14 protein-coding genes and 1 pseudogene are annotated in these 19,814 nt (G+C 61.8%); 13 read left to right on the top strand and 2 right to left on the bottom strand.

Annotated elements, in window-relative coordinates; translation table 11 throughout:
• Positions 1-85 precede the first annotated feature (85 nt).
• The 8 genes and pseudogenes from ACW9IN_RS10875 (at position 86) to ACW9IN_RS10840 (ending at position 10,177) form a co-directional block, all read left to right on the top strand.
• Entirely contained in the window at positions 86-472 is a 387-nt protein-coding gene (locus ACW9IN_RS10875; protein WP_457365860.1) for a CidA/LrgA family protein, read from the top strand.
• Positions 462-1,148 carry an LrgB family protein gene (locus ACW9IN_RS10870; RefSeq protein WP_457365859.1) on the top strand — a complete coding sequence of 229 codons (687 nt, stop codon included), beginning with the start codon at positions 462-464 and terminating at the stop codon, positions 1,146-1,148. The genes ACW9IN_RS10875 and ACW9IN_RS10870 overlap by 11 nt, the downstream gene beginning before the upstream one ends.
• Positions 1,149-1,298: 150 nt before the next feature.
• The gene (locus ACW9IN_RS10865; protein ID WP_457365858.1) at positions 1,299-2,081 is read left to right on the top strand and encodes a class II aldolase/adducin family protein; all 783 of its coding nucleotides are present in this window, start codon (positions 1,299-1,301) and stop codon (positions 2,079-2,081) included.
• A complete protein-coding gene (locus ACW9IN_RS10860) occupies positions 2,081-2,986 on the top strand; it encodes an alpha/beta fold hydrolase (protein WP_457365857.1) in 906 nt (301 codons plus the stop codon). Before ACW9IN_RS10865 ends, ACW9IN_RS10860 begins: the two co-directional genes overlap by 1 nt.
• A 173-nt stretch (positions 2,987-3,159) precedes the next feature.
• Complete coding sequence (locus tag ACW9IN_RS10855) at positions 3,160-4,071, top strand: SDR family oxidoreductase (RefSeq protein WP_457365856.1); 912 nt, start codon at positions 3,160-3,162, stop codon at positions 4,069-4,071.
• 497 nt (positions 4,072-4,568) lie between these two features.
• Complete coding sequence (locus tag ACW9IN_RS10850) at positions 4,569-6,341, top strand: DUF1302 domain-containing protein (RefSeq protein ID WP_457365916.1); 1,773 nt, start codon at positions 4,569-4,571, stop codon at positions 6,339-6,341.
• Between the two features lie 27 nt (positions 6,342-6,368).
• Complete coding sequence (locus ACW9IN_RS10845; RefSeq protein WP_457365855.1) at positions 6,369-7,727, top strand: DUF1329 domain-containing protein; 1,359 nt, start codon at positions 6,369-6,371, stop codon at positions 7,725-7,727.
• Positions 7,728-7,917: 190 nt separating this feature from the next.
• Positions 7,918-10,177: pseudogene (locus ACW9IN_RS10840) on the top strand (LuxR C-terminal-related transcriptional regulator).
• Positions 10,178-10,181: 4 nt separating this feature from the next.
• Here ACW9IN_RS10840 and ACW9IN_RS10835 read toward each other — a convergent pair.
• Positions 10,182-11,060 carry a helix-turn-helix domain-containing protein gene (locus ACW9IN_RS10835; protein WP_457365854.1) on the bottom strand — a complete coding sequence of 293 codons (879 nt, stop codon included), beginning with the start codon at positions 11,058-11,060 and terminating at the stop codon, positions 10,182-10,184.
• A 138-nt stretch (positions 11,061-11,198) separates the two neighbouring features.
• Between ACW9IN_RS10835 and ACW9IN_RS10830 the strand changes: the two genes are divergently transcribed.
• Positions 11,199-12,101 (top strand): DMT family transporter, encoded by a 903-nt coding sequence (locus ACW9IN_RS10830; RefSeq protein WP_457365853.1) that lies wholly within the window; start codon positions 11,199-11,201, stop codon positions 12,099-12,101.
• A 253-nt stretch (positions 12,102-12,354) separates the two neighbouring features.
• Here the strand turns inward: ACW9IN_RS10830 and norR are convergent, their stop codons facing one another.
• The gene (norR, locus tag ACW9IN_RS10825; protein ID WP_457365852.1) at positions 12,355-13,899 is read right to left on the bottom strand and encodes a nitric oxide reductase transcriptional regulator NorR; all 1,545 of its coding nucleotides are present in this window, start codon (positions 13,897-13,899) and stop codon (positions 12,355-12,357) included.
• 147 nt (positions 13,900-14,046) lie between these two features.
• Here norR and hmpA point away from each other — a divergent pair, with 147 nt between their 5' ends.
• The 4 genes from hmpA to cyoB all read left to right on the top strand — a co-directional run bounded on the left by hmpA (position 14,047) and on the right by cyoB (position 19,813).
• Positions 14,047-15,228: an NO-inducible flavohemoprotein gene (gene hmpA / locus ACW9IN_RS10820; protein WP_457365851.1), complete on the top strand. Its 1,182-nt coding sequence runs from the start codon at positions 14,047-14,049 to the stop codon at positions 15,226-15,228.
• Positions 15,229-15,549: 321 nt separating this feature from the next.
• On the top strand, positions 15,550-16,056 hold the full coding sequence (locus tag ACW9IN_RS10815) for a disulfide bond formation protein B (protein ID WP_457365850.1): 507 nt from the start codon (positions 15,550-15,552) through the stop codon (positions 16,054-16,056).
• A 793-nt stretch (positions 16,057-16,849) separates the two neighbouring features.
• A complete protein-coding gene (cyoA, locus tag ACW9IN_RS10810; protein WP_457365849.1) occupies positions 16,850-17,791 on the top strand; it encodes a ubiquinol oxidase subunit II in 942 nt (313 codons plus the stop codon).
• A gap of 3 nt (positions 17,792-17,794) precedes the next feature.
• Positions 17,795-19,813 (top strand): cytochrome o ubiquinol oxidase subunit I, encoded by a 2,019-nt coding sequence (gene cyoB, locus ACW9IN_RS10805; RefSeq protein WP_457365848.1) that lies wholly within the window; start codon positions 17,795-17,797, stop codon positions 19,811-19,813.
• The last annotated feature ends 1 nt before the right edge of the window (position 19,814 follow it).

Raw genomic sequence — 19,814 nt, 5'->3', positions numbered from 1 at the left:
GTCTGGAATAGTTGCAAGTCTAACAATTCGCTTCGGGGATGGGCACGGCCTCTCTAAAATGGACGCCTGCGAGGACCCAAAGCCCATGAACCGTCTCACCCTCAAACACCTTGGCCGGCTGCTCATCGAGCTGGTCGTACTGCTGGCGATCTATTTGCTCGGCTGCCGGTTGGCCGTGTGGCTGGCCTGGCCGATTCCGGGCGGAGTGGTGGGCCTGGGCCTGCTGTTGGCGACGTTTGCCAGCGGCCTGCTCAAGCCGGCGGCGCTGCAACTGGGCGCCGGCGTGCTGATGGCCGAGATGCTGCTGTTTTTTATCCCGGCCCTCATGAGTCTGCTGGATTACGGCGGGCTGCTGCGCAATGACGGCTGGCGCATCCTGCTGGTGATCGGCTTCAGCACCCTGGCGGTGATGCTGGTGACCGCCTTCACCGTGGAAATGGTCTGTCGCTGGAGGCTGCGTCGTGAAGCTTGAGCTGATGCCGGTGTTCTGGCTCGCCTTGACCCTGGGCGCCTACATCTTCAGCCGCTGGATCTACCAGCGTACCGGGCGTTACCTGTTATCGCCGTTGATCCTGGTGCCGGCGCTGTTGCTGGCGGTGGCGGTGCCGATGAAGACCGCCTACGCCGAATACGCGGCCGACACCCACTGGCTGATGCTGGTGCTGGGCCCGGTCACCGTGGCCTTCGCAGTGCCGATCTGGCAGCAGCGGCGGTTGTTGGCGCGGCATTGGTCGGCCTTGTTGCTGGGCATGGTGGCCGGCAGCGTGGCGTCCATCGCCACCTCGTTCGGCCTGGCCAGGGCGCTGGCGCTGGACAGCGCGGTGACGATGTCCCTGGTGCCGCGTTCGATCACCACACCGTTCGCCATGCCAGTATCGTCCGACCTCGGCGGCGTGCCTGAACTCACCGCCGTGTTCGTGATGTTCACCGGCGTGTTCGGCGCCATGCTCGGCGGCATCCTGCTCAAGTGGCTGCCGTTGCGTACGCCCCTGGCACGCGGTGCATTGTTTGGCGTGGGCGCCCATGGCGCGGGCGTCAGCCGGGCCCGGGAGGTGGGTGGCGAGGAGGGCTCGGTAGCGGGGCTGGTGATGGTGTTGACCGGCTTGCTCAACCTGTTTGCCGTGCCTTTATTGGCGGCACTTCTCTGACACGCTGCGCCTGTATTTGAACTATTCTCGAGACTGACTCGCTCGGTCATCAAGCTGGCTGCGAAGGCAACTCCGGCAACCACGACGTCTGACTAGACTGGCCCTTCACTCAAAAAAACAATAAGAAAGTGCGCCAAGGAGGTCATTGCCGTGAGCCTAGCCCCCGTTCTATCGACACAGAATGTCAAAGACCAGGTCAGCGCTGCCGAATGGCAAGCCCGTGTCGACCTGGCAGCCTGCTATCGCCTGGTGGCGCTGCATGGCTGGGATGACCTGATCTTCACGCACATTTCGGCCAAGGTGCCGGGGACCGAAGACTTCCTGATCAACCCCTACGGGCTGATGTTCCACGAGATCACCGCATCGAGCCTGGTCAAGATCGACGGGGCCGGCAACAAGCTGATGGACAGCCCCTACGAGATCAATCCAGCAGGCTACACCATCCACAGTGCCATCCATGAAGTACGCCACGACGTGACTTGCGTGCTGCATACCCACACCGCCGCCGGCGTCGCGGTGGCGGCGCAGAAGCAAGGCGTGCTGCCCATCAGTCAGCAATCGATCTTCGTGCTGTCCAGCCTGGCCTATCACGCCTACGAAGGCGTAGCGTTGAACCACGAAGAAAAGGCCCGCTTGCAGGCCGACCTCGGTGAGAACAACTTCCTGATGCTGCACAACCATGGCCTGCTGACCTGCGGCGGGACCATCGCCGACACTTTCCTGATGATGTTCACCTTCCAGCGTGCCTGCGAAATCCAGGTGCTGGCGCAAAGTGGCGCAGCCGAGTTGATCCCGATCGGCCCTCCGATTCTCGCCGGTGCCAAGGCGATGGTGGCGGCGGTCACCAAGAGCGCCCAGGGCATGGGCGGCGCGCTGGCCTGGCCGGCGTTGCTGCGCAAGCTGGACAGCCAGGACCCGGGGTATAAAAGCTGATGCCACTCGCCGAGATCCCGCTCAGAGCCTGGCGCAAGCGCGCCCAGAGTTTCGTCTTTCGTGACCGCACCATCCGTTACTGGGTGGCCGGGCAGGGCGAGCCGCTGCTGCTGATCCATGGCTTCCCCACCGCCAGTTGGGACTGGCACTACCTGTGGCAACCATTGGCCCAGCGCAACCTGGTGATCGCTTGCGACATGCTCGGTTTCGGCGACTCGGACAAGCCGCTGGATCACGGCTATTGCCTGCTGGAGCAGGCGGATTTGCAGCAGGCGTTGCTGGAACACCTGTGCGTGCGGCAACCGGTGCATGTGCTGGCCCACGACTACGGCGACAGCGTCGCGCAAGAGTTGCTGGCCCGGCATTACGAGGGGCGTTTTCACATGGCCAGCTGTGTGTTCCTCAATGGCGGGCTGTTTCCCGAAACCCATCGCCCGGCACTGGTGCAGAAACTCTTGCTCAGCCCCCTGGGCTGGATGATCGGACGCGCCTTCGGGCGCAACGCGCTGTCGAACAGCTTCAGCCAGATTTTCGGCCCCGACACGCGCCCCAGCGAAAGCGCCCTGGATGATTTCTGGAGCCTGATCGACTGCAACGATGGCACGCGCATCCTGCACAAACTCATTGCCTACATTCCCCAGCGCCGGCGCCTGCGTGAACGCTGGGTGACGGCGATGCAGCGTGATGAGGTGCCGATGCGGGTCATCGATGGCGAGCTGGACCCGATCTCCGGCGCCCATATGGTGGCGCGCTACCGCGAGCTGGTGCCCCACGCCGACACGGTACTGCTGGCCAACATCGGCCACTACCCGCAGATCGAAGCGCCCGTGCAGGTGCTCAGGCACTACCTGGCGTTTCGCGAGCGCATTGCCGGCCCAGTGTGGGAAGTGGCGTGCCTGCGCTAGCATCGCTGCGGCTCAACTGAAACGCCGAGGCGTTTGCATCGCAGGCGAGCCTGCGGCCACAGGATCATCCCCCTGCCTTATCGCGCACCATTCAGCCTCGGCCGTGTTGATTGTGACCCGCGCACCCGTGCCCGACACTCGACCTATTCCCATTGTCGTCCTTGGAGTTCGGTATGAGTGAGTCGGTGCAGTTTCAAGATAAGGTCGTGATTGTCACCGGCGCCGGCGGCGGGTTGGGCCGGGCCCATGCGCTGCTGTTCGCCCGGCACGGCGCGCGGGTATTGGTGAATGACCTGGGCGGCTCGGCCCAGGGTGAAGGTGCCAATGCTTCGGCCGCCGACCGCGTGGTGGCCGAGATCCGTGAGGCAGGCGGCATCGCCGAGGCCAACCATGACTCCGTCACCGACGGCGACAAGATCGTGCAGAACGCGCTGGACGCTTTCGGGCGCGTCGATGTGGTGGTCAATAATGCCGGGATCCTGCGGGACAAAACCTTTCACAAGATGGATGACAGCGACTGGGACCTGGTTTACCGGGTGCATGTCGAAGGTGCCTATAAAGTCACCCGCGCCGCGTGGCCGCATCTGCGTGAACAAGGTTACGGACGGGTGATCTTCACGGCCTCCACCTCGGGTATCTACGGCAACTTTGGCCAATCCAACTACGGCATGGCCAAGCTCGGGCTGTATGGCTTGACCCGCACCCTGGCGCTGGAAGGGCGCAAGAACAACATCCTGGTCAACGCCATCGCGCCCACCGGCGGCACGCGCATGACCGAAGGCCTGATCCCGCCGCAGGTGTTCGAGCGTCTCAAGCCCGAACTGGTCAGCCCGCTGGTGGTGTACCTGGGCAGCGAGGCCTGCCAGGAAACCTCCGGGTTGTTCGAAGTGGGCGGTGGCTGGATCGGCAAGACCCGCTGGGAGCGCAGCCTGGGTGTGGGCTTCGATCCAGAGGTCGGGTTCTCGCCCGACGACGTGGCCGCGCACTGGCAGCAGATCTGCGACTTCGAGGGGGCGGCCCACCCCAGGGACAATATCGAGGCTTTGAAGGAAATGATGGCCAACTTGCAGAAATTCAGCCTCTGATCATTGCTGAAAAGGATCCAATGACGCGGGGCGCCCAGGGCGCCCCGTTTTATTCGAGGCATAAAAAAGGCCGCTGCAAACGCAGCGGCCGAAGTAAGACGTTGGATCAAGGAGCGATAAATCAACGTCATTGAGCGCGGGTAACAGATTGAAAATAGAGATCAATCCATCGGAATTCGGCTTTTCTTCCGAACCTGGAAGCGGGCGGTCTGCCCTGAAAGCCCGGCAAGCATAGCCCCTGGACGACGAATGAGTAATACCCAATCCAGACAAGGACTGTTACAGATAATGAAACAGTGGCGACCGAGATTATCCACGGTCCTGATAATCCGCCATCCACCCCATGCATGACCCCCCTGGGAGCCCGTGCCAGAGCCCGGATCATCCTTTCGAGCGACAACACGAATACCTCCTTGGTGCGCTTATCGCCCCTGATGGCCGGCAGTAGGGTGGGACCTTCTGTCACTCACCGGGGAAGACGCATGACAAAAACAACAATGCGCGCCATCTTCACGCCACAGGCGCTGGCTGCTGCCGTCGCACTGGGCTGCTGTGTCCAGGCACAGGCTGTTTCGTTCAACATAGGCGATGAGATCGAAGGGCAATTCGACTCTTCGCTGTCGGTCGGCGCCAGTTGGGGCATGCGCGATGCCGACAAGAAACTGGTGGGCACGCCCAATGGCGGCACCGGCCAGGCATCCACCGGGGATGACGGGCGACTGAACTTCAAGAAGGGTGAGACCTTTTCCAAGATCTTCAAGGGTATCCACGACCTGGAGCTCAAGTACCGGGACAGCGGTGTATTTGTGCGCGGCAAGTACTGGTACGACTTCGAACTGCAGGATGAAGACCGCGAATTCAAGCCGATCAGCAACCACCACCGTGACGAAGGCGCGCGTTCATCCGGCTATGAATTGCTCGATGCGTTCGTCTACCACAACTATTCCATCGCCGACCTGCCGGGCAACGTGCGTGTGGGCAAGCAGGTGGTGAGCTGGGGCGAAAGCACCTTCATCGGCAACTCCATCAACAGCATCAACCCGATCGACGTTTCGGCATTCCGTCGCCCGGGTGCGGAGATCAAGGAAGGGCTGATTCCGGTCAACATGCTGTTCGCCTCGCAAAGCCTGACCAACCAACTGACTGTGGAAGGCTTCTACCAACTCAATTGGCAGAACACCGTGGTGGACAACTGCGGCACCTTCTTCGGCAATGACGTGGTAGCCCATGGTTGCAACAGCAACTACACGGTCGGCAACCCGGCGATTGCGCCGTTGCAGCCCCTGGCCGCGGCGTTCGGGCAAGGTTTCCAAGTGACCAACGAAGGCGTGGTGGTACAGCGCGGGCGAGACCGTGAAGCCCGTGACGGTGGCCAGTTCGGTGCTGCCTTGCGCTGGCTCGGGGACGACACCGAGTACGGCCTGTACTTCATGAACTATCACAGTCGTACACCGACGGTAGGCACCACCACCGCCGGCCAAAGCACCCTTACCGCCCTGAACAGCATCCTCCCGCTGGCCCCGGCGGCCTTCCGCTCGGGTCTGGCCCAGAGCATCATGCTTGGCCGTGGCCAGTACTACCTCGATTACCCGGAAGACATCCGTCTTTACGGTGCCAGTTTCTCCACCACCTTGCCCACCGGTACGGCCTGGACCGGCGAAATCAGCTACCGGCCCAACGCGCCGGTGCAGCTCAACACCACCGACCTGACCCTGGCCCTGGTCAACCCGATCGCGGGTGGCACCGCCTCACCGATCCGCACGGCGCCGGGTGCCGACAACGCCGGTTACCGCCGCAAGGAAATCACCCAGATTCAAAGCAGCATGACGCAGTTCTTCGACCAGGTCCTGGGGGCCGAACGCCTGACCTTGGTTGGTGAAGCGGCCATCGTGCATGTTGGCGGACTGGAGGCCAAATCCAGGCTGCGCTACGGGCGTGATTCGGTGTACGGCGCCTACGGTTTTCAAGGGGATACCGGCGGCTTCGTCACCGCTACTTCCTGGGGGTACCGCGCCCGGGCGATCCTGGACTACAACAACGTGTTCGCCGGGATCAACCTCAAGCCCAACCTGTCCTGGTCCCACGACGTGAACGGCTACGGCCCCAACGGCCTGTTCAACCAGGGCGCCAAGGCCATCAGCGTCGGCGTGGATGCGGACTACCGCAACACCTACACCGCCAGCCTCAGCTACACCGACTTCTTTGGCGGCGACTACAACACCCTGACCGATCGCGACTTCCTCGCCCTCAGCTTCGGCGTGAACTTCTGATCCGGCTTAAATCAAGGATAAGCACCTATGCGTAAGATGATTGCGGTGATGGCCCTCAGTCTCCTGGCAACCCATGTGATGGCCGCTGTGTCACCGGAAGAAGCCGCCAAGCTCGGCACGACCCTGACCCCCATCGGCGCCGAAAAGGCCGGTAATGCCGACGGCTCCATCCCGGCCTGGACCGGTGGCATCCCCAAAAATGCCGGCGCGGTGGACAGCAAGGGTTTCCTCGCCGACCCGTTCGCCAATGAAAAACCGCTGTTCGTGATCACTGCGGCCACGGTCGACAAATACAAGGACAAGCTTTCCGACGGCCAGGTGGCGATGTTCAAGCGCTACCCCGAGACCTACAAGATCCCGGTGTACCCGACCCACCGCACGGTCAACCTGCCGCCGGAGATCTACGAGTCGATCAAGCGCAGCGCGCTGAACGTCAAGGCGATCAACGACGGCAATGGTCTGGATAATTTCACTGGCAACCGCTACTACGCGTTCCCGATTCCGAAGAACGGTGTGGAAGTGCTTTGGAATCACATCACCCGTTATCACGGCGGCAACCTGCGCCGCATCATTACCCAGGCTACGCCGCAGACCAATGGCAGCTACACGCCGATCCGCTTCGAAGAGGAAGTGGCGGTGCCGCAACTGATCCCGGACATGGACCCGGCCAAGGGTGCCAACGTGCTGACCTTCTTCAAGCAGTCGGTCACCGCCCCGGCGCGCCTGGCCGGTAACGTGCTGCTGGTGCACGAGACCCTCGACCAGGTGAAGGAGCCGCGCCTGGCCTGGGTCTACAACGCTGGTCAGCGTCGCGTGCGCCGTGCGCCTCAAGTGGCCTACGACGGCCCGGGCACTGCCGCCGACGGCCTGCGCACCTCCGACAACTTCGACATGTTCTCTGGCGCACCGGATCGCTATGACTGGAAGCTGGTGGGCAAGAAAGAAATGTACATCCCTTACAACAGCTACAAGCTCGATCAGCCGACGCTCAAGTACGACGACATCATCAAGGCTGGCCATATCAACCAGGATCTCACTCGCTATGAGTTGCACCGCGTGTGGGAAGTGGTCGGCACGGTCAAGCCGAGCGAACGGCACATCTACGCCAAGCGCCACATGTACATCGATGAAGACAGCTGGCAGGTGGCGCTGGTGGACCATTACGACGGTCGCGGCCAGCTGTGGCGTGTCGCCGAAGGCCATGCGCAGTTCTACTACAACCACCAGACCCCGGCTTATACCGTGGAAACCCTGTACGACATCATCGCCGGGCGCTACATCGCCCTGGGCATGAAAAACGAAGAAAAGAGCAGTTTCGTGTTCGGCTTCGATGCCAAGGCGGCGGACTACACGCCGGCTGCGCTGAGGGCTTCGGGCGTTCGATAACCGCGCTGTGAAATGCAGTGCCGATGTGGGGCGTGTGTGGGAGCGAGCAAGCCCGCTCCCACATCGGGTTGTGGATACCTTGAATTTTATGGCCGGCAATCACCCTGCTGAATACTTCTTCAACAACCGCCGACCCCAGGACTAGGGTAGGCGTCAGGTTGTAAAAACAATAAAAAAGCAGGATGCAGCAATGACCGCCATGACTCGCTGCCTGGACCGTCCTGGCTTCATGCCGAGGTTGTCCGCCCACCATCTGCTGCGCCCCCGACTGGCCGAGCCACTGCTCGCGGCACCGGCCCGCGTGAAGCTGCTGTGCGCGCCGGCCGGCAGTGGCAAAAGTGCGCTACTCGCCGAATGCGCGTTGCAGGCGCCGACGGGGTGCCAGGTGCATTGGCTGGCGTTGAACGGCATGCCGCTCAGCCCCGTGGAGGTATGCCAGCGCCTGGCGCAAACCCTGGGGCTGGCGTTTATCGATGAGGCCACGCTGCTGCTGGACTTGAGCCGCTGGCAAGCGCCGGCGTGGTTGTTTCTCGATGATTTCTGTCGCCTGCCCGCGCCGCAGACCGACGCTTTGCTCGACCGCTTGCTCACCGCCAGCAGCCCGGTGCTGACCTGGTGGTTGGGCGCTCGGCGCCGCCCGCTGTGCAATTGGCCACGGCTGCTGCTCGACGATGAGCTGCTGGAGTGTGGGGCGGAGCTGGCGTTCAACCCGGTGGAGATCCAGCACCTGCTCAGCCAGGCGCCCGGGCACAGCGTCGACAGCGTGCAGCAGTTCAGCGCCGGCTGGTGCGCTGGCGTGCGCATCGCCTTGCTCGGCGACGGCCACCCGCAACGAACCCTGCTCGACTACCTGCAGCACGAGCTGTTCAGCGCCTTGCCTCCTGAACTGGCCGAAGCCTGGCGGGTGCTCGCGCAGTTGCCGCGTTTCAACACCGGGCTGTGCGAGCACTTGTTCGGTTTCGGCGAGGGTGATCAGTACCTCAAGGCCCTGCAGGCCCTTGGCGCGTTTATCCAGCCGTGGGAAGACACGGACTGGTTGCAGGTTTTCCCGCCGCTGGCGCAGTTGATGCGCGATGAGCCCTGGCCGGCCAAGCGCTCCTGGCATCGGCGCGCTTGCCAGTGGTTCACCGCCGAGCAGGATTGGCAGGCGGCCTTTGAGCAGGCGTTGCAGGCCGAAGAATACGAAATGGCCGTGAGCTTGTTGCAGCATTTCAGTTTTGAAGACCTGTTCCGTCCGCACAACGCCGCGCTGCTATTGACCTTGCATGAGCAGCATGGCGACGAGTTGATGCTCGGCTCGGCGCAGTTGGTGGGGCTGGTCACGGCGGCGTTGCTGTTTGCCGGGCGTTTCGACCAGGCAGCGCTGTGCATTGATCAATTGGCACGCTTCGCACCGCAACCGACGCCTGTGCAACAACGGCACTTGGCTCGAGCTGGACCACGCGCAGTTGCTGGAACAGCGCGGTGCGCCGTATCGCGCGCAGAGCCTGCTGGAAAATGTCCAGGCGATGCTGGCGCGGCAGCGGCTCAAGAGCGGCCCTCTGGTCGGGCGTATCGCCCTGCGACGCGGTCACCTGGCGTTGCGCCAGGGCCAGGACAGTTTGGCCGGCGAATGCTTCAACGCTGGTTTGGTGATGTGCCTGCACAGTCAGGACAAGCGCGTGCTTTACGGGTTTCTGGGGCTGGCGCTGCTGGCGGCCAACCGTGGCGACTACGCCCAGGCCTTTTTCCAGTTGCGCGAAGCCGAGCGGCTGATGCAGCAGCGGCAAGTGCCGGACGCGGTGTACCGTGCGGTGCTGCTGTTGGTCAGCGGGCATTTCTGGTTGCAGCAGGGCCGCGCCGAACTGACAGCGCAAGCCTTGCGCCGCGTGCTGCGCCATTTCCGTGGGCCCCAGGCGCGGCAGGCGCCGCCGGCCACGCTGGAGCTGATCCCGCGTCTTGAATACCTGCTGGTGCTGGCGGAGGTGAAGCTGGGCTGCGCGGAGCAACCCGTGGCTCGCCTTCGGGCTTTGCTGGAAGCCACCCGGCAGCGCGGCATGCTTTGCCTGGAAACCGAACTGCACCTGGTGCTGGGGGAGGTGACCTGGCAATTGGGCGACCCGGCGCTGGCACGTCGTTCATTGCAAACGGGGCTGGAGCTGGCCGGGCGTTGCCAGGTGCAGCAGGCGATTCGTGAGCTGCGTTTGCGCCAGCCGGGGCTGTTGAGCGAGTTGGGTCTTGAACCGCAGGCCGCCTCGGGTGCGGGTGGGGACGGCTTGCTGAGCCAACGTGAGTTGGAGGTGCTGCAGTTGATTGCCCTGGGTAACTCCAACCTGCAAATCGCCGACCGGTTGTTTATTTCGCTGCACACGGTCAAGACCCACGCGCGACGTATCCACAGCAAGCTCGGGGTGGAGCGGCGTACCCAGGCGGTGGCCAAGGCCAAGACCCTGGGGTTGATGAGCGGATAAGAGGTCAGGCGCCGCCGAACGCCTGGCGGTATTCGCCGGGCGTCGCGCCCATGGTCTGGCGAAAGCGGTGGGTGAAGTGGCTGGCGCTGGAGAACCCGCACATCAGGGCGATTTCACCCACAGGTAAGCCGCCGCTGCGCAACAGCGACCGAGCGCGGGTCAGCCGCCGTGCCAACAGATACTGGTGAGGCGGCAGGCCGAAGCTTTGGCGGAACATCCGCGCAAAATGGTATTCCGACAGTGCGCACAGCGCCGCCAGTTGCCCGAGGCTGAGGGCTGCGTCCAGGTGCTGGTCGATGTAGTCCACCAGCCATCGCCGCTGGTACGGCGCCAGCCCGCCCTTGACCCGCAGTCCCTCGCGGGCGCCGACCTGGTTGAGCAAGGTATGGTTGATCAATTCATGGGCGAGGCTGCTGGTGAGCAAGCGTTCGGCGGGCTCGTGCCAGTTAAGTGCGATCAATTGGCGAAAGCGTTGGGCCTGATGGGCGTCCTCGAGAAACGTGCTTTCCCGCAACTGCAATTCGCGGGGCTCGCGGTCGAGCAGGGTGACGCAGCCGAGGGCGAATTGTTCCGGGCTGAAATACAGGTGGGCCAGGCGGATGTCGCCGTTGATCACCCAGCCCGACTGATGCTCGGCGGGCAGGATGCACTGTTTGTCGGGACCGCCCTTGGTGCCTGGCTGGCCACGCCGGAACGTGCCGGTGCCGCCACTGATGTAGCACGACAGCGTGTGATGGCTCGGCGCCTGGTAATCCTGGGCGTCGTGATGGTTGCTCCACAAGGCCGCCGACAAGCCGTCACCGAGCTCGGCGCAGGCTTCGAGGCGTGCGTTGGGCGAGCGGTTAAGGGCTTGAAAGACTTGCAGGGATTGCAGTTCAGGCATGGTGGTTATTCTCCGACGCTTTGCATCCTACTCCGCGCGGGCGGGGCTGTGCTGCCGTTGGCCGACAAAAGCGCAAGAATCTGCAAGCGCGGCTTTTGAGACGGATGTGACACTGGGGCTCAATCACCGGAGCCCGCCATGAACCTTTCCCTGTATTTACTCACTGTGCTGATCTGGGGCACCACCTGGATCGCCCTCAAGTGGCAACTGGGTGTGGTGGCGATTCCCGTGTCGATCGTGTATCGCTTTGGCCTGGCGGCGCTGGTGCTGTTCGCCTTGATGCTGGTCAGCCGCAAGTTGCAAGTGATGAACCGGCGCGGGCACCTGATCTGCCTGGCCCAGGGGCTCTGCCTGTTTTGCGTCAACTTCATGTGCTTTCTGACCGCCAGTCAGTGGATCCCCAGCGGGCTGGTGGCGGTGGTGTTTTCCACGGCCACGTTGTGGAACGCGCTGAATGCACGGGTGTTCTTTGGCCAGCGGGTGGCGCGTAACGTGTTGCTCGGCGGCGGCCTCGGCTTGCTGGGGTTGGGCTGCCTGTTCTGGCCGGAACTGGCCGGGCATGCCGCCAGCCCGCAAACCTTGCTTGGCCTGGGCTTGGCGCTGCTCGGCACCCTGTGTTTTTCCGCCGGCAACATGCTGTCGAGCTTGCAGCAGAAGGCCGGGCTCAAGCCGTTGACCACCAACGCCTGGGGCATGGCCTATGGTTCGGCGATGCTGGCGACCTACTGCGTGCTACGCGGGATTCCCTTCGAGATGGAGTGGAGCGCGCGGTATGTCGGCGCCCTGGCGTACCTGGTGATCCCGGGTTCGGTGATTGGCTTTACCGCCTATTTGACGCTGGTCGGGCGCATGGGGCCGGAACGCGCCGCGTACTGCACCGTACTGTTCCCGGTGGTGGCGCTGAATGTGTCGGCGTTTGCCGAGGGCTACCAATGGACGGCGCCGGCATTGGTGGGGTTGGTGCTGGTGATGCTGGGCAATGTGCTGGTGTTTCGCAAGCCCAGGGCCGCAGACCCTGTTTTAGAGGCGAAGGCAATCTAATCCGGGTGCAGCGGTCTTGGCAGATTTTATGCCGGCAGTGCCGCCGTCTTCGCAGGCAAGCCAGCTCCCACAGGGAATTGGCGGTGACTGGTGGAACTCTGTCAGTAGGGCCATCGCGCCGAACGCTTTCTCGCCAACAACAGAGCTCCAATGTGGGAGCTGGCTTGCCTGCGATTGCAGCGTGCCAGCCAACTCATCGCTCACTGAATCACCGCTATCGCAGGCAAGCCCACATTTGACCGAGTTGATCGGGTTATTTAAGGCCCAGGCGCTTGGCCATTCGACCCAGGTTGGCGCGGTCCAGGCCCAGCTCGCGGGCGGCGCTGGCCCAGTTGTGCTGATGGCGTTCCAGGCAGGCCGTGATCACCTGGCGCTGGTAGTGTTCGGTGGCCTGGCGCAGGTCGCCGGTGGCAAGGGGCGGCGCATCGGTGGGTTCTTCGATGAGCGGCGCGCTGACGTCGGGCAGGTCCAGGTCGAGGGCGTTGAGGCTCAAGATCTTCGGCCGCTCCTGGCAGTTGCCCAGGGCCTTGAGGGCGCTGCGGCCGATCAAATGTTCCAGCTCCCGCACGTTACCCGGCCAGTTGTAGGCCAGCAGCGCCGTCTGGGCATCACTGGTCAGGCGCAGGCTGCCCAGCCCCATGCGCGAGCGGTTCTGCTCAAGGAAGAATCCCGCCAGCAGCAAGACGTCCCGCCCGCGTTCACGCAGCGCCGGCACTTGCAGCGGGTACACGCTCAGGCGGTGGTAGAAGTCGGCACGATAACGGCCATTGCGCACTTCCAGGGCAAGGTCGCGGTTGGTGGCGGCGATCAGGCGCACGTCCACCTGATGTTCCTTGTCCGAGCCCAGGCGCTGCAACTGGCCACTTTGCAGGACGCGCAACAGCTTGGCCTGTACGGTCAAGGACAGCTCGCCCACTTCATCCAGAAACAGCGTGCCGCCATTGGCCAGTTCGAATTTGCCCCGACGTTCGTTGAGCGCGCCGGTGAAGGCGCCGCGCACATGGCCGAACAGCTCGCTTTCCACCAGGGTTTCCGGCAGCGCGGCGCAGTTGAGGCTGATCAGCGGTTTATCCGCACGGGATGACGCGGCATGAATGGCCTGGGCCACCAGTTCTTTGCCCACGCCGGTTTCTCCAGTGATCAACACCGTGAGGTCACTGCCGCCGACCAGCTTGATCTCTTCCACCAGGCGCTTGTGGGCCTTGCTCTGGCCGATCATTTCCTTGTGCTGCTGGCCGCTGGCCTGACGGTAGATTTCGGCGCGCTGGTGCTCGTCTTCGGCGCGCAGGGCCAGGCGCTCGATGCGTTCGGCCACGTTGACCGTGGCGGCGGCGAGGCTGGCGAAGGCTTGCAAGGCGTCGAGTTCCACGCGTTCGAAGCGCTCATTGTCGAGGGCATCGAGGGTCAGCAGGCCCCAGGGGCGATCGTCGATGAACAGCGGGCAGCCCATGCAGTCGTGCACTTCCAGATGACCGTGCACACCGTCCACCAGGCCGTCATAGGGATCGGGCAATTCGCTGTCGCTGTCGAAGCGGGTAGGGCCGGGGCTGCTCAGCAGCAGGGCGAAGCGCGGGTGCTCGCTGATTTTGAAACGCCGGCCCAGGGTGTCGGCGCTCAAACCGTCCACGGCCAGGGGCACCAGCCATTCGCCATCCAAACGCAACAGCGCGGCGGCATCGCAGGGCAGCAGGGCGCGCATGGCTTGCAGCAGGCGGCGATAGCGCTCGCCTTCGGGCAACTCGCGGGACAGGTCGGCGACCAGGGGCAGCAGCGTGGTGAGCAGCGATTGTGCAGTCATAATGACTCCTTGTAGTCCTTGTGACTATACGGTGTAGGAAGTCATACTGACTACAAAATAATTAACTCATTGAAAAATAACGATTTATAAGTTGGCACGAATACTGAGTAGGTAAGGGTAAACAGTAAAGCAGCCCAGGAGGCTCCCATGCTTAGTGCCCAAGACCGTGCCATCGTCAAATCCACCGTACCCCTGCTTGAAAGCGGCGGCGAAGCGCTGATCACCCATTTCTACCGCATGATGCTTTCCGAGTACCCCGAGGTTCGCCCGTTGTTCAACCAGGCCCACCAGGCCAGCGGCGACCAGCCCCGTGCGCTGGCCAATGGCGTGCTGATGTATGCGCGGCATATCGACCAGTTGGACCAGCTCGGCGACCTGGTGGCCAAGATCATCAACAAGCATGTGGCGTTGCAGATTCTGCCGGAGCATTACCCCATCGTCGGCGCCTGCCTGCTGCGGGCGATTTCCGAAGTGCTCGGTAGCGAAATCGCCACCCCGGAGGTGATGAGCGCCTGGGGGGCGGCCTACGGCCAGCTCGCCGATATCCTGATTGGCGCGGAAGCGGCGATCTATGACGAGAAAGCCCAGGCTCCTGGCGGCTGGCGCGGTGCGCGGCCCTTCATCGTGGTCAAGCGCGTGGTGGAGAGTGACGAAATCATCTCGTTCTACTTCGCCCCGGTGGACGACGGTCCGATTCTCTCGGCTGCACCAGGCCAGTACATCGGCATGAAGCTGGTGCTGGACGGTGAAGAAGTGCGCCGCAACTACTCCCTGTCGGCCCTGAGCGATACCGGTCTGTACCGCATCAGCGTCAAGCGCGAAGCGGGCGGGCGCGTGTCCAACTACTTGCATGACCAGATGCATGTCGGTGCCCGGATCGACCTGTTCCCGCCTTCGGGCGAGTTCACCCTGGCGGCCAGCGACAAACCCCTGGTGTTGATCAGCGGCGGCGTGGGCATCACGCCCACATTGCCGATGCTCGAAGCGGCCCTGGCCACCACACGGCCCATTCACTTCATTCATTGCGCGCGCAATGGCGGGGTGCATGCGTTCCGTGACTGGGTCGACGCCCTGGCGGCCGAAAACCCGCAGCTCAAGCGCTTCTACTGCTATGCCGAGGACGATGGCGTGAGCCCGCCGGCGGACAAGGTTGGCCTGCTGAGCCTGGAGCAACTGGCGGCGTGGTTGCCCGAGCAGCGTGATCTCGACGCCTATTTCCTGGGGCCCAAGGGTTTCATGGCGGCCATGAAGCGTCACCTCAAGGCGTTGGGCGTGCCAGAGCGGCAGGCGCGTTATGAGTTCTTTGGTCCGGCGTCGGCGCTGGAGTAGTTTTTTTCCTCACATGTGGGGCCGGGGCTGCTGTGGTGAGCAGGCTTGTCCTGCGCTGGGGCGCGAAGCGGCCCTGAGATCAGGCGCCGCATTCTGTCTGAAGGGATGCGGCGTTTTTATTGGGGCGGCTGCGCCACCCGGCGCGGGCGGTGCGACGATTCGACAAGCCCGCTCACTACAAAGAGTCCGCTGTCCTTGGAGGCAAACTCCCCCCATATTGACCGCGATTAATCTCCCGTTAACCCCCCTCTGTTTAAACCACACTCTGTGTGTACACTGGCCGCCATCGGCAAAACCATAATCAGGCAAAGGGAAACGGGGATGAGTGACGAATTGCGTTTGGGCAGGGAGCGGCGCTTTCTGGTGTTGTTGGGCATCATCTGCCTGGCGCTGATCGGCGGGGCGCTGTACATGCAAGTGGTGTTGGGCGAGGCGCCGTGCCCGCTGTGCATCCTGCAACGCTATGCCTTGCTGCTGATCGCGATCTTCGCATTCATTGGCGCAGCCATGCGCAGCAAAGGCGCGATCACCCTGTTCGAGGGGCTGGTGGTGCTGAGCGCACTCGGCGGCGTGGCGGCGGCGGGTCACCATGTGTACACCCAGTATTTCCCCAAGGTCAGTTGCGGCATCGATGTGTTGCAGCCGATCGTCGATGACCTGCCCCTGGCCAAGGTGTTCCCCCTGGGCTTCCAGGTCGACGGTTTCTGCGACACCCCGTACCCGCCGATCCTGGGCCTGTCCCTCGCCCAATGGGCATTGGTAGCGTTTGTGCTGACGGTCATCCTGGTGCCGTTGGGTATCTATCGGAATCGTCAACGCCACGCCTGAACCGGTCATGGAAAACGCCCCGTCCTTAATAGAGTGAAGGACGGGGCGTTTTTGTTCGTAGGGAATTGTGAAAGGGGTGTGACGGGGAGCAATTTCAGGTGTGCGCAGTGTGCGACATGTTGTCACACGGATGCTGTCGCAGGACGTTTCCGACTCGATCGACGGCGGCATAAATTTGCGTCAACCGCTCGAATTGTGCTGTCAGTTCGTCGTTCGCGCGCCGCTATGGCGCTGGCGGCGCGCGTGGCATTCGGTGATGTCTGAATGCCTTGTTTTCTGGGGGCTTGGATCCGTTTGCGATGCCCTTACGCGGCGTAAGGACAGCGTCGATTTACCCAATAGCACGGCAATTTTTGTGGTTTTTGTTGAGAATCGAACGCGATAAGATCGCGAACCTTTGCAATATTGGTGAAGGATTATTGCTGTAATCGATAAAAATTATTTCTTTATAAGACATGGTTTATACATCGCCAGCTCACTACAATCGCCCGCACTGAATGTCCGGTGCTGTTCAATATTTGAGCATCGGAGCGGTCGAGGGGCAGATGGAAGGCTCCGTGCGACCCCAAGGTTCCGGCAGCCTTTCAACTATCCGCACCAAATGGAATTGGTCTGTAACAAGGCCTTTAACCACGAAATCGAATAAGAACTCACCGCAGGCTCGTGAAACGCATGGTTATGACGTGACGGGCAGGCTCTTATTCAATCGAAGAGAAATGCCAACCCTTGGCAGGGTGAAGTGTTGGCGATCAAAACCCAACTGCATTGCGCAAGCTGCTTTAGAGGTCGTGAGATGAGTAAAAACAGGTACCCCCGATTACTAGGCTTTTTGCCGCTGCTCGGCATGCTGTTAATGCTGGGAGGCTGCAAGTGGACCTTGATGGACCCAAAAGGACAGATCGGTCTGGATCAACGAAACCTGATCATCACCGCTACTCTGCTGATGCTGCTGGTCGTGGTTCCTGTGATCATCATGACCTTCGCCTTCGCCTGGAAATACCGCGCGTCGAACACCAGCGCCACCTACGCGCCCAAGTGGTCGCACTCCACCAAGATTGAAGTCGCGGTGTGGCTGGTACCGGTCCTCATCATCATCGCCCTGGGTTACATCACCTATAAGTCGACCCACGAGCTGGACCCCTACCGTCCGCTGGAATCCGACGTCAAGCCGATCAACATCGAAGTGGTCGCGCTGGACTGGAAATGGCTGTTCATCTACCCGGACCAGGGTATCGCCACGGTCAACGAGATCAAGTTCCCAGAGAACACCCCGCTTAACTTCCGGATCACCTCCGACGCCGTGATGAACTCGTTCTTCATCCCGGCCCTGGGCGGTCAGATCTACGCGATGGCAGGCATGCAGACTCGCCTGCACCTGATCGCCAACGAAAAAGCTGAAATGGAAGGCATCTCCGCCAACTACAGCGGCGCTGGCTTCACCGGCATGAAATTCAAAGCGATCTCGACGAGCCAGGACGATTTCAACGCCTGGGTAGCCGAAGTCAAGGCCGCACCTAAACAGCTTGATCAAGCTGAATACGATGCCCTGACCAAACCAAGCCAGAACAACCCAGTCGCCCTGTACTCCGCGTACGAGCCGAACCTGTTTCAGAAAATCGTCGACAAGTACGAAGGTATGAAGCCAGGCAAGCCGGTCAAGCACGAGAAGAAAGAAGTGGCCGCGGTTGAAGGTTCTGAAACGGGCGCGCATTCAACTGCTGGGGCAGAGGAGTAAACGATGTTTGGTAAATTAAGTTGGGATGCGGTCCCGTTCCACGAGCCGATCGTAATGGTGACTATCGCCATGATCGCGCTGGGTGGTCTGGCGCTCGTAGCAGGTATCACCTATTTCAAGAAATGGTCCTACCTGTGGACCGAGTGGCTGACGTCGGTCGACCACAAGAAAATCGGCGTCATGTACGTCATCGTTGCCATGGTCATGCTGCTGCGTGGTTTTGCCGACGCCATCATGATGCGTACCCAGTTGGCCATGGCCACCGAGGGTTCGCCTGGCTACCTGCCTCCTGAACACTATGACCAGATCTTCACCGCCCACGGTGTGATCATGATCATCTTCATGGCGATGCCATTCTTCACCGGCTTGATGAACCTTGCCTTGCCGCTGCAGATCGGTGCCCGTGACGTTGCCTACCCGTTCCTGAACTCCCTGAGCTTCTGGCTGCTGGTTTCCGGCGTTGTGCTGATCAACGTTTCCCTGGGCGTCGGCGAATTCGCCAAGACCGGCTGGGTTGCGTATCCGCCATTGTCGGGCCTGCAATACAGTCCGGGCGTGGGTGTGGACTACTACATCTGGGCGCTACAGCTATCAGGGCTCGGGACGACGCTGACGGGGGTCAACTTCCTGGCCACCGTCCTGAAAATGCGCGCCCCTGGCATGAAACTGATGGACATGCCGATCTTCACCTGGACCTGCACCTGGGCAAACGTCCTGATCGTGGCTTCGTTCCCGATCCTGGCCGCTACCATGGCGTTGCTGTCGCTTGACCGTTATCTGGATTTCCACATTTTCACCAACGAACTTGGTGGCAATCCAATGATGTACGTGAACCTGTTCTGGGCATGGGGTCACCCTGAGGTGTACATCCTGATCTTGCCAGCGTTCGGTATCTTCTCCGAAGTGATCTCGACCTTTACCGGCAAGCGCCTGTTCGGTCACCACTCGATGATCTACGCATCGGGCGCCATCTCCGTACTGGGCTTCATGGTTTGGCTGCACCACTTCTTCACCATGGGTTCGGGTGCCAGCGTCAACGCCTTCTTCGGCCTGGCGACGATGCTGATTTCCATCCCGACGGGGGTGAAGCTGTTCAACTGGCTGTTCACCATCTACCACGGTCGTCTGCGCTTCACCAGCCATGTGCTGTGGACCCTGGGCTTCATGGTGACCTTCGCCATCGGCGGCATGACCGGCGTACTGCTGGCCGTTCCGGGTGCTGACTTCGTGCTGCACAACAGCCTGTTCGTGATCGCGCACTTCCATAACGTGATCATCGGTGGTGCTGTATTCGGTTACATCGCAGGTTTCGCGTTCTACTTCCCGAAAGCGTTCGGCTTCAAACTGCACGAAGGCTGGGGCAAGGCTGCATTCTGGTTCTGGATCTCGGGCTTCTTCGTCGCGTTCATGCCGCTCTATGCACTGGGCTTCATGGGCATGACCCGTCGTCTGAACGCCACGACCAACCCTGAGTGGGTACCGTACCTGTACGTTGCCATGTTCGGTGCGGTGATGATCGCGGTAGGTATCGCCTGCCAGCTGATCCAGCTGTACGTGAGTATCCGTGACCGCAAGCAGAACGCCTGCGACTCCGGCGACCCATGGAATGGCCACACCCTGGAATGGTCGACTTCGTCGCCACCGCCGTTCTACAACTTCGCCGTGATCCCGACTGCGAACACCGTCGATGCGTTCACCGAAGCCAAGGAAGACGGTACTGCGTACCAGAAGCCGAAGCACTACGAACCGATCCACATGCCAAACAACACCGCCACTGGCGTGGTGATGGGCGGCCTGCTGACCGTATTCGGTTTCGCGATGATCTGGCACATCTGGTGGCTGGCAATCGTGAGCCTGGTGGGCACTATCGGTTACTTCATCATTCACGCTGCCCGTGATGATCAAGGCTACATGGTGCCGGTCGAAACGATCGAGCGCATCGAAGCCGAGCAGCACGCTCGCCTGGTAGCCGAGAAGAAGATTCCGGCCAACCGTGTAGAAACCTCGTTGGAACAGGCTTAAA

This window comes from Pseudomonas sp. SDO5271_S396 (assembly GCF_054071795.1).
This window is presented reverse-complemented; position numbering and strand designations above follow the sequence as displayed.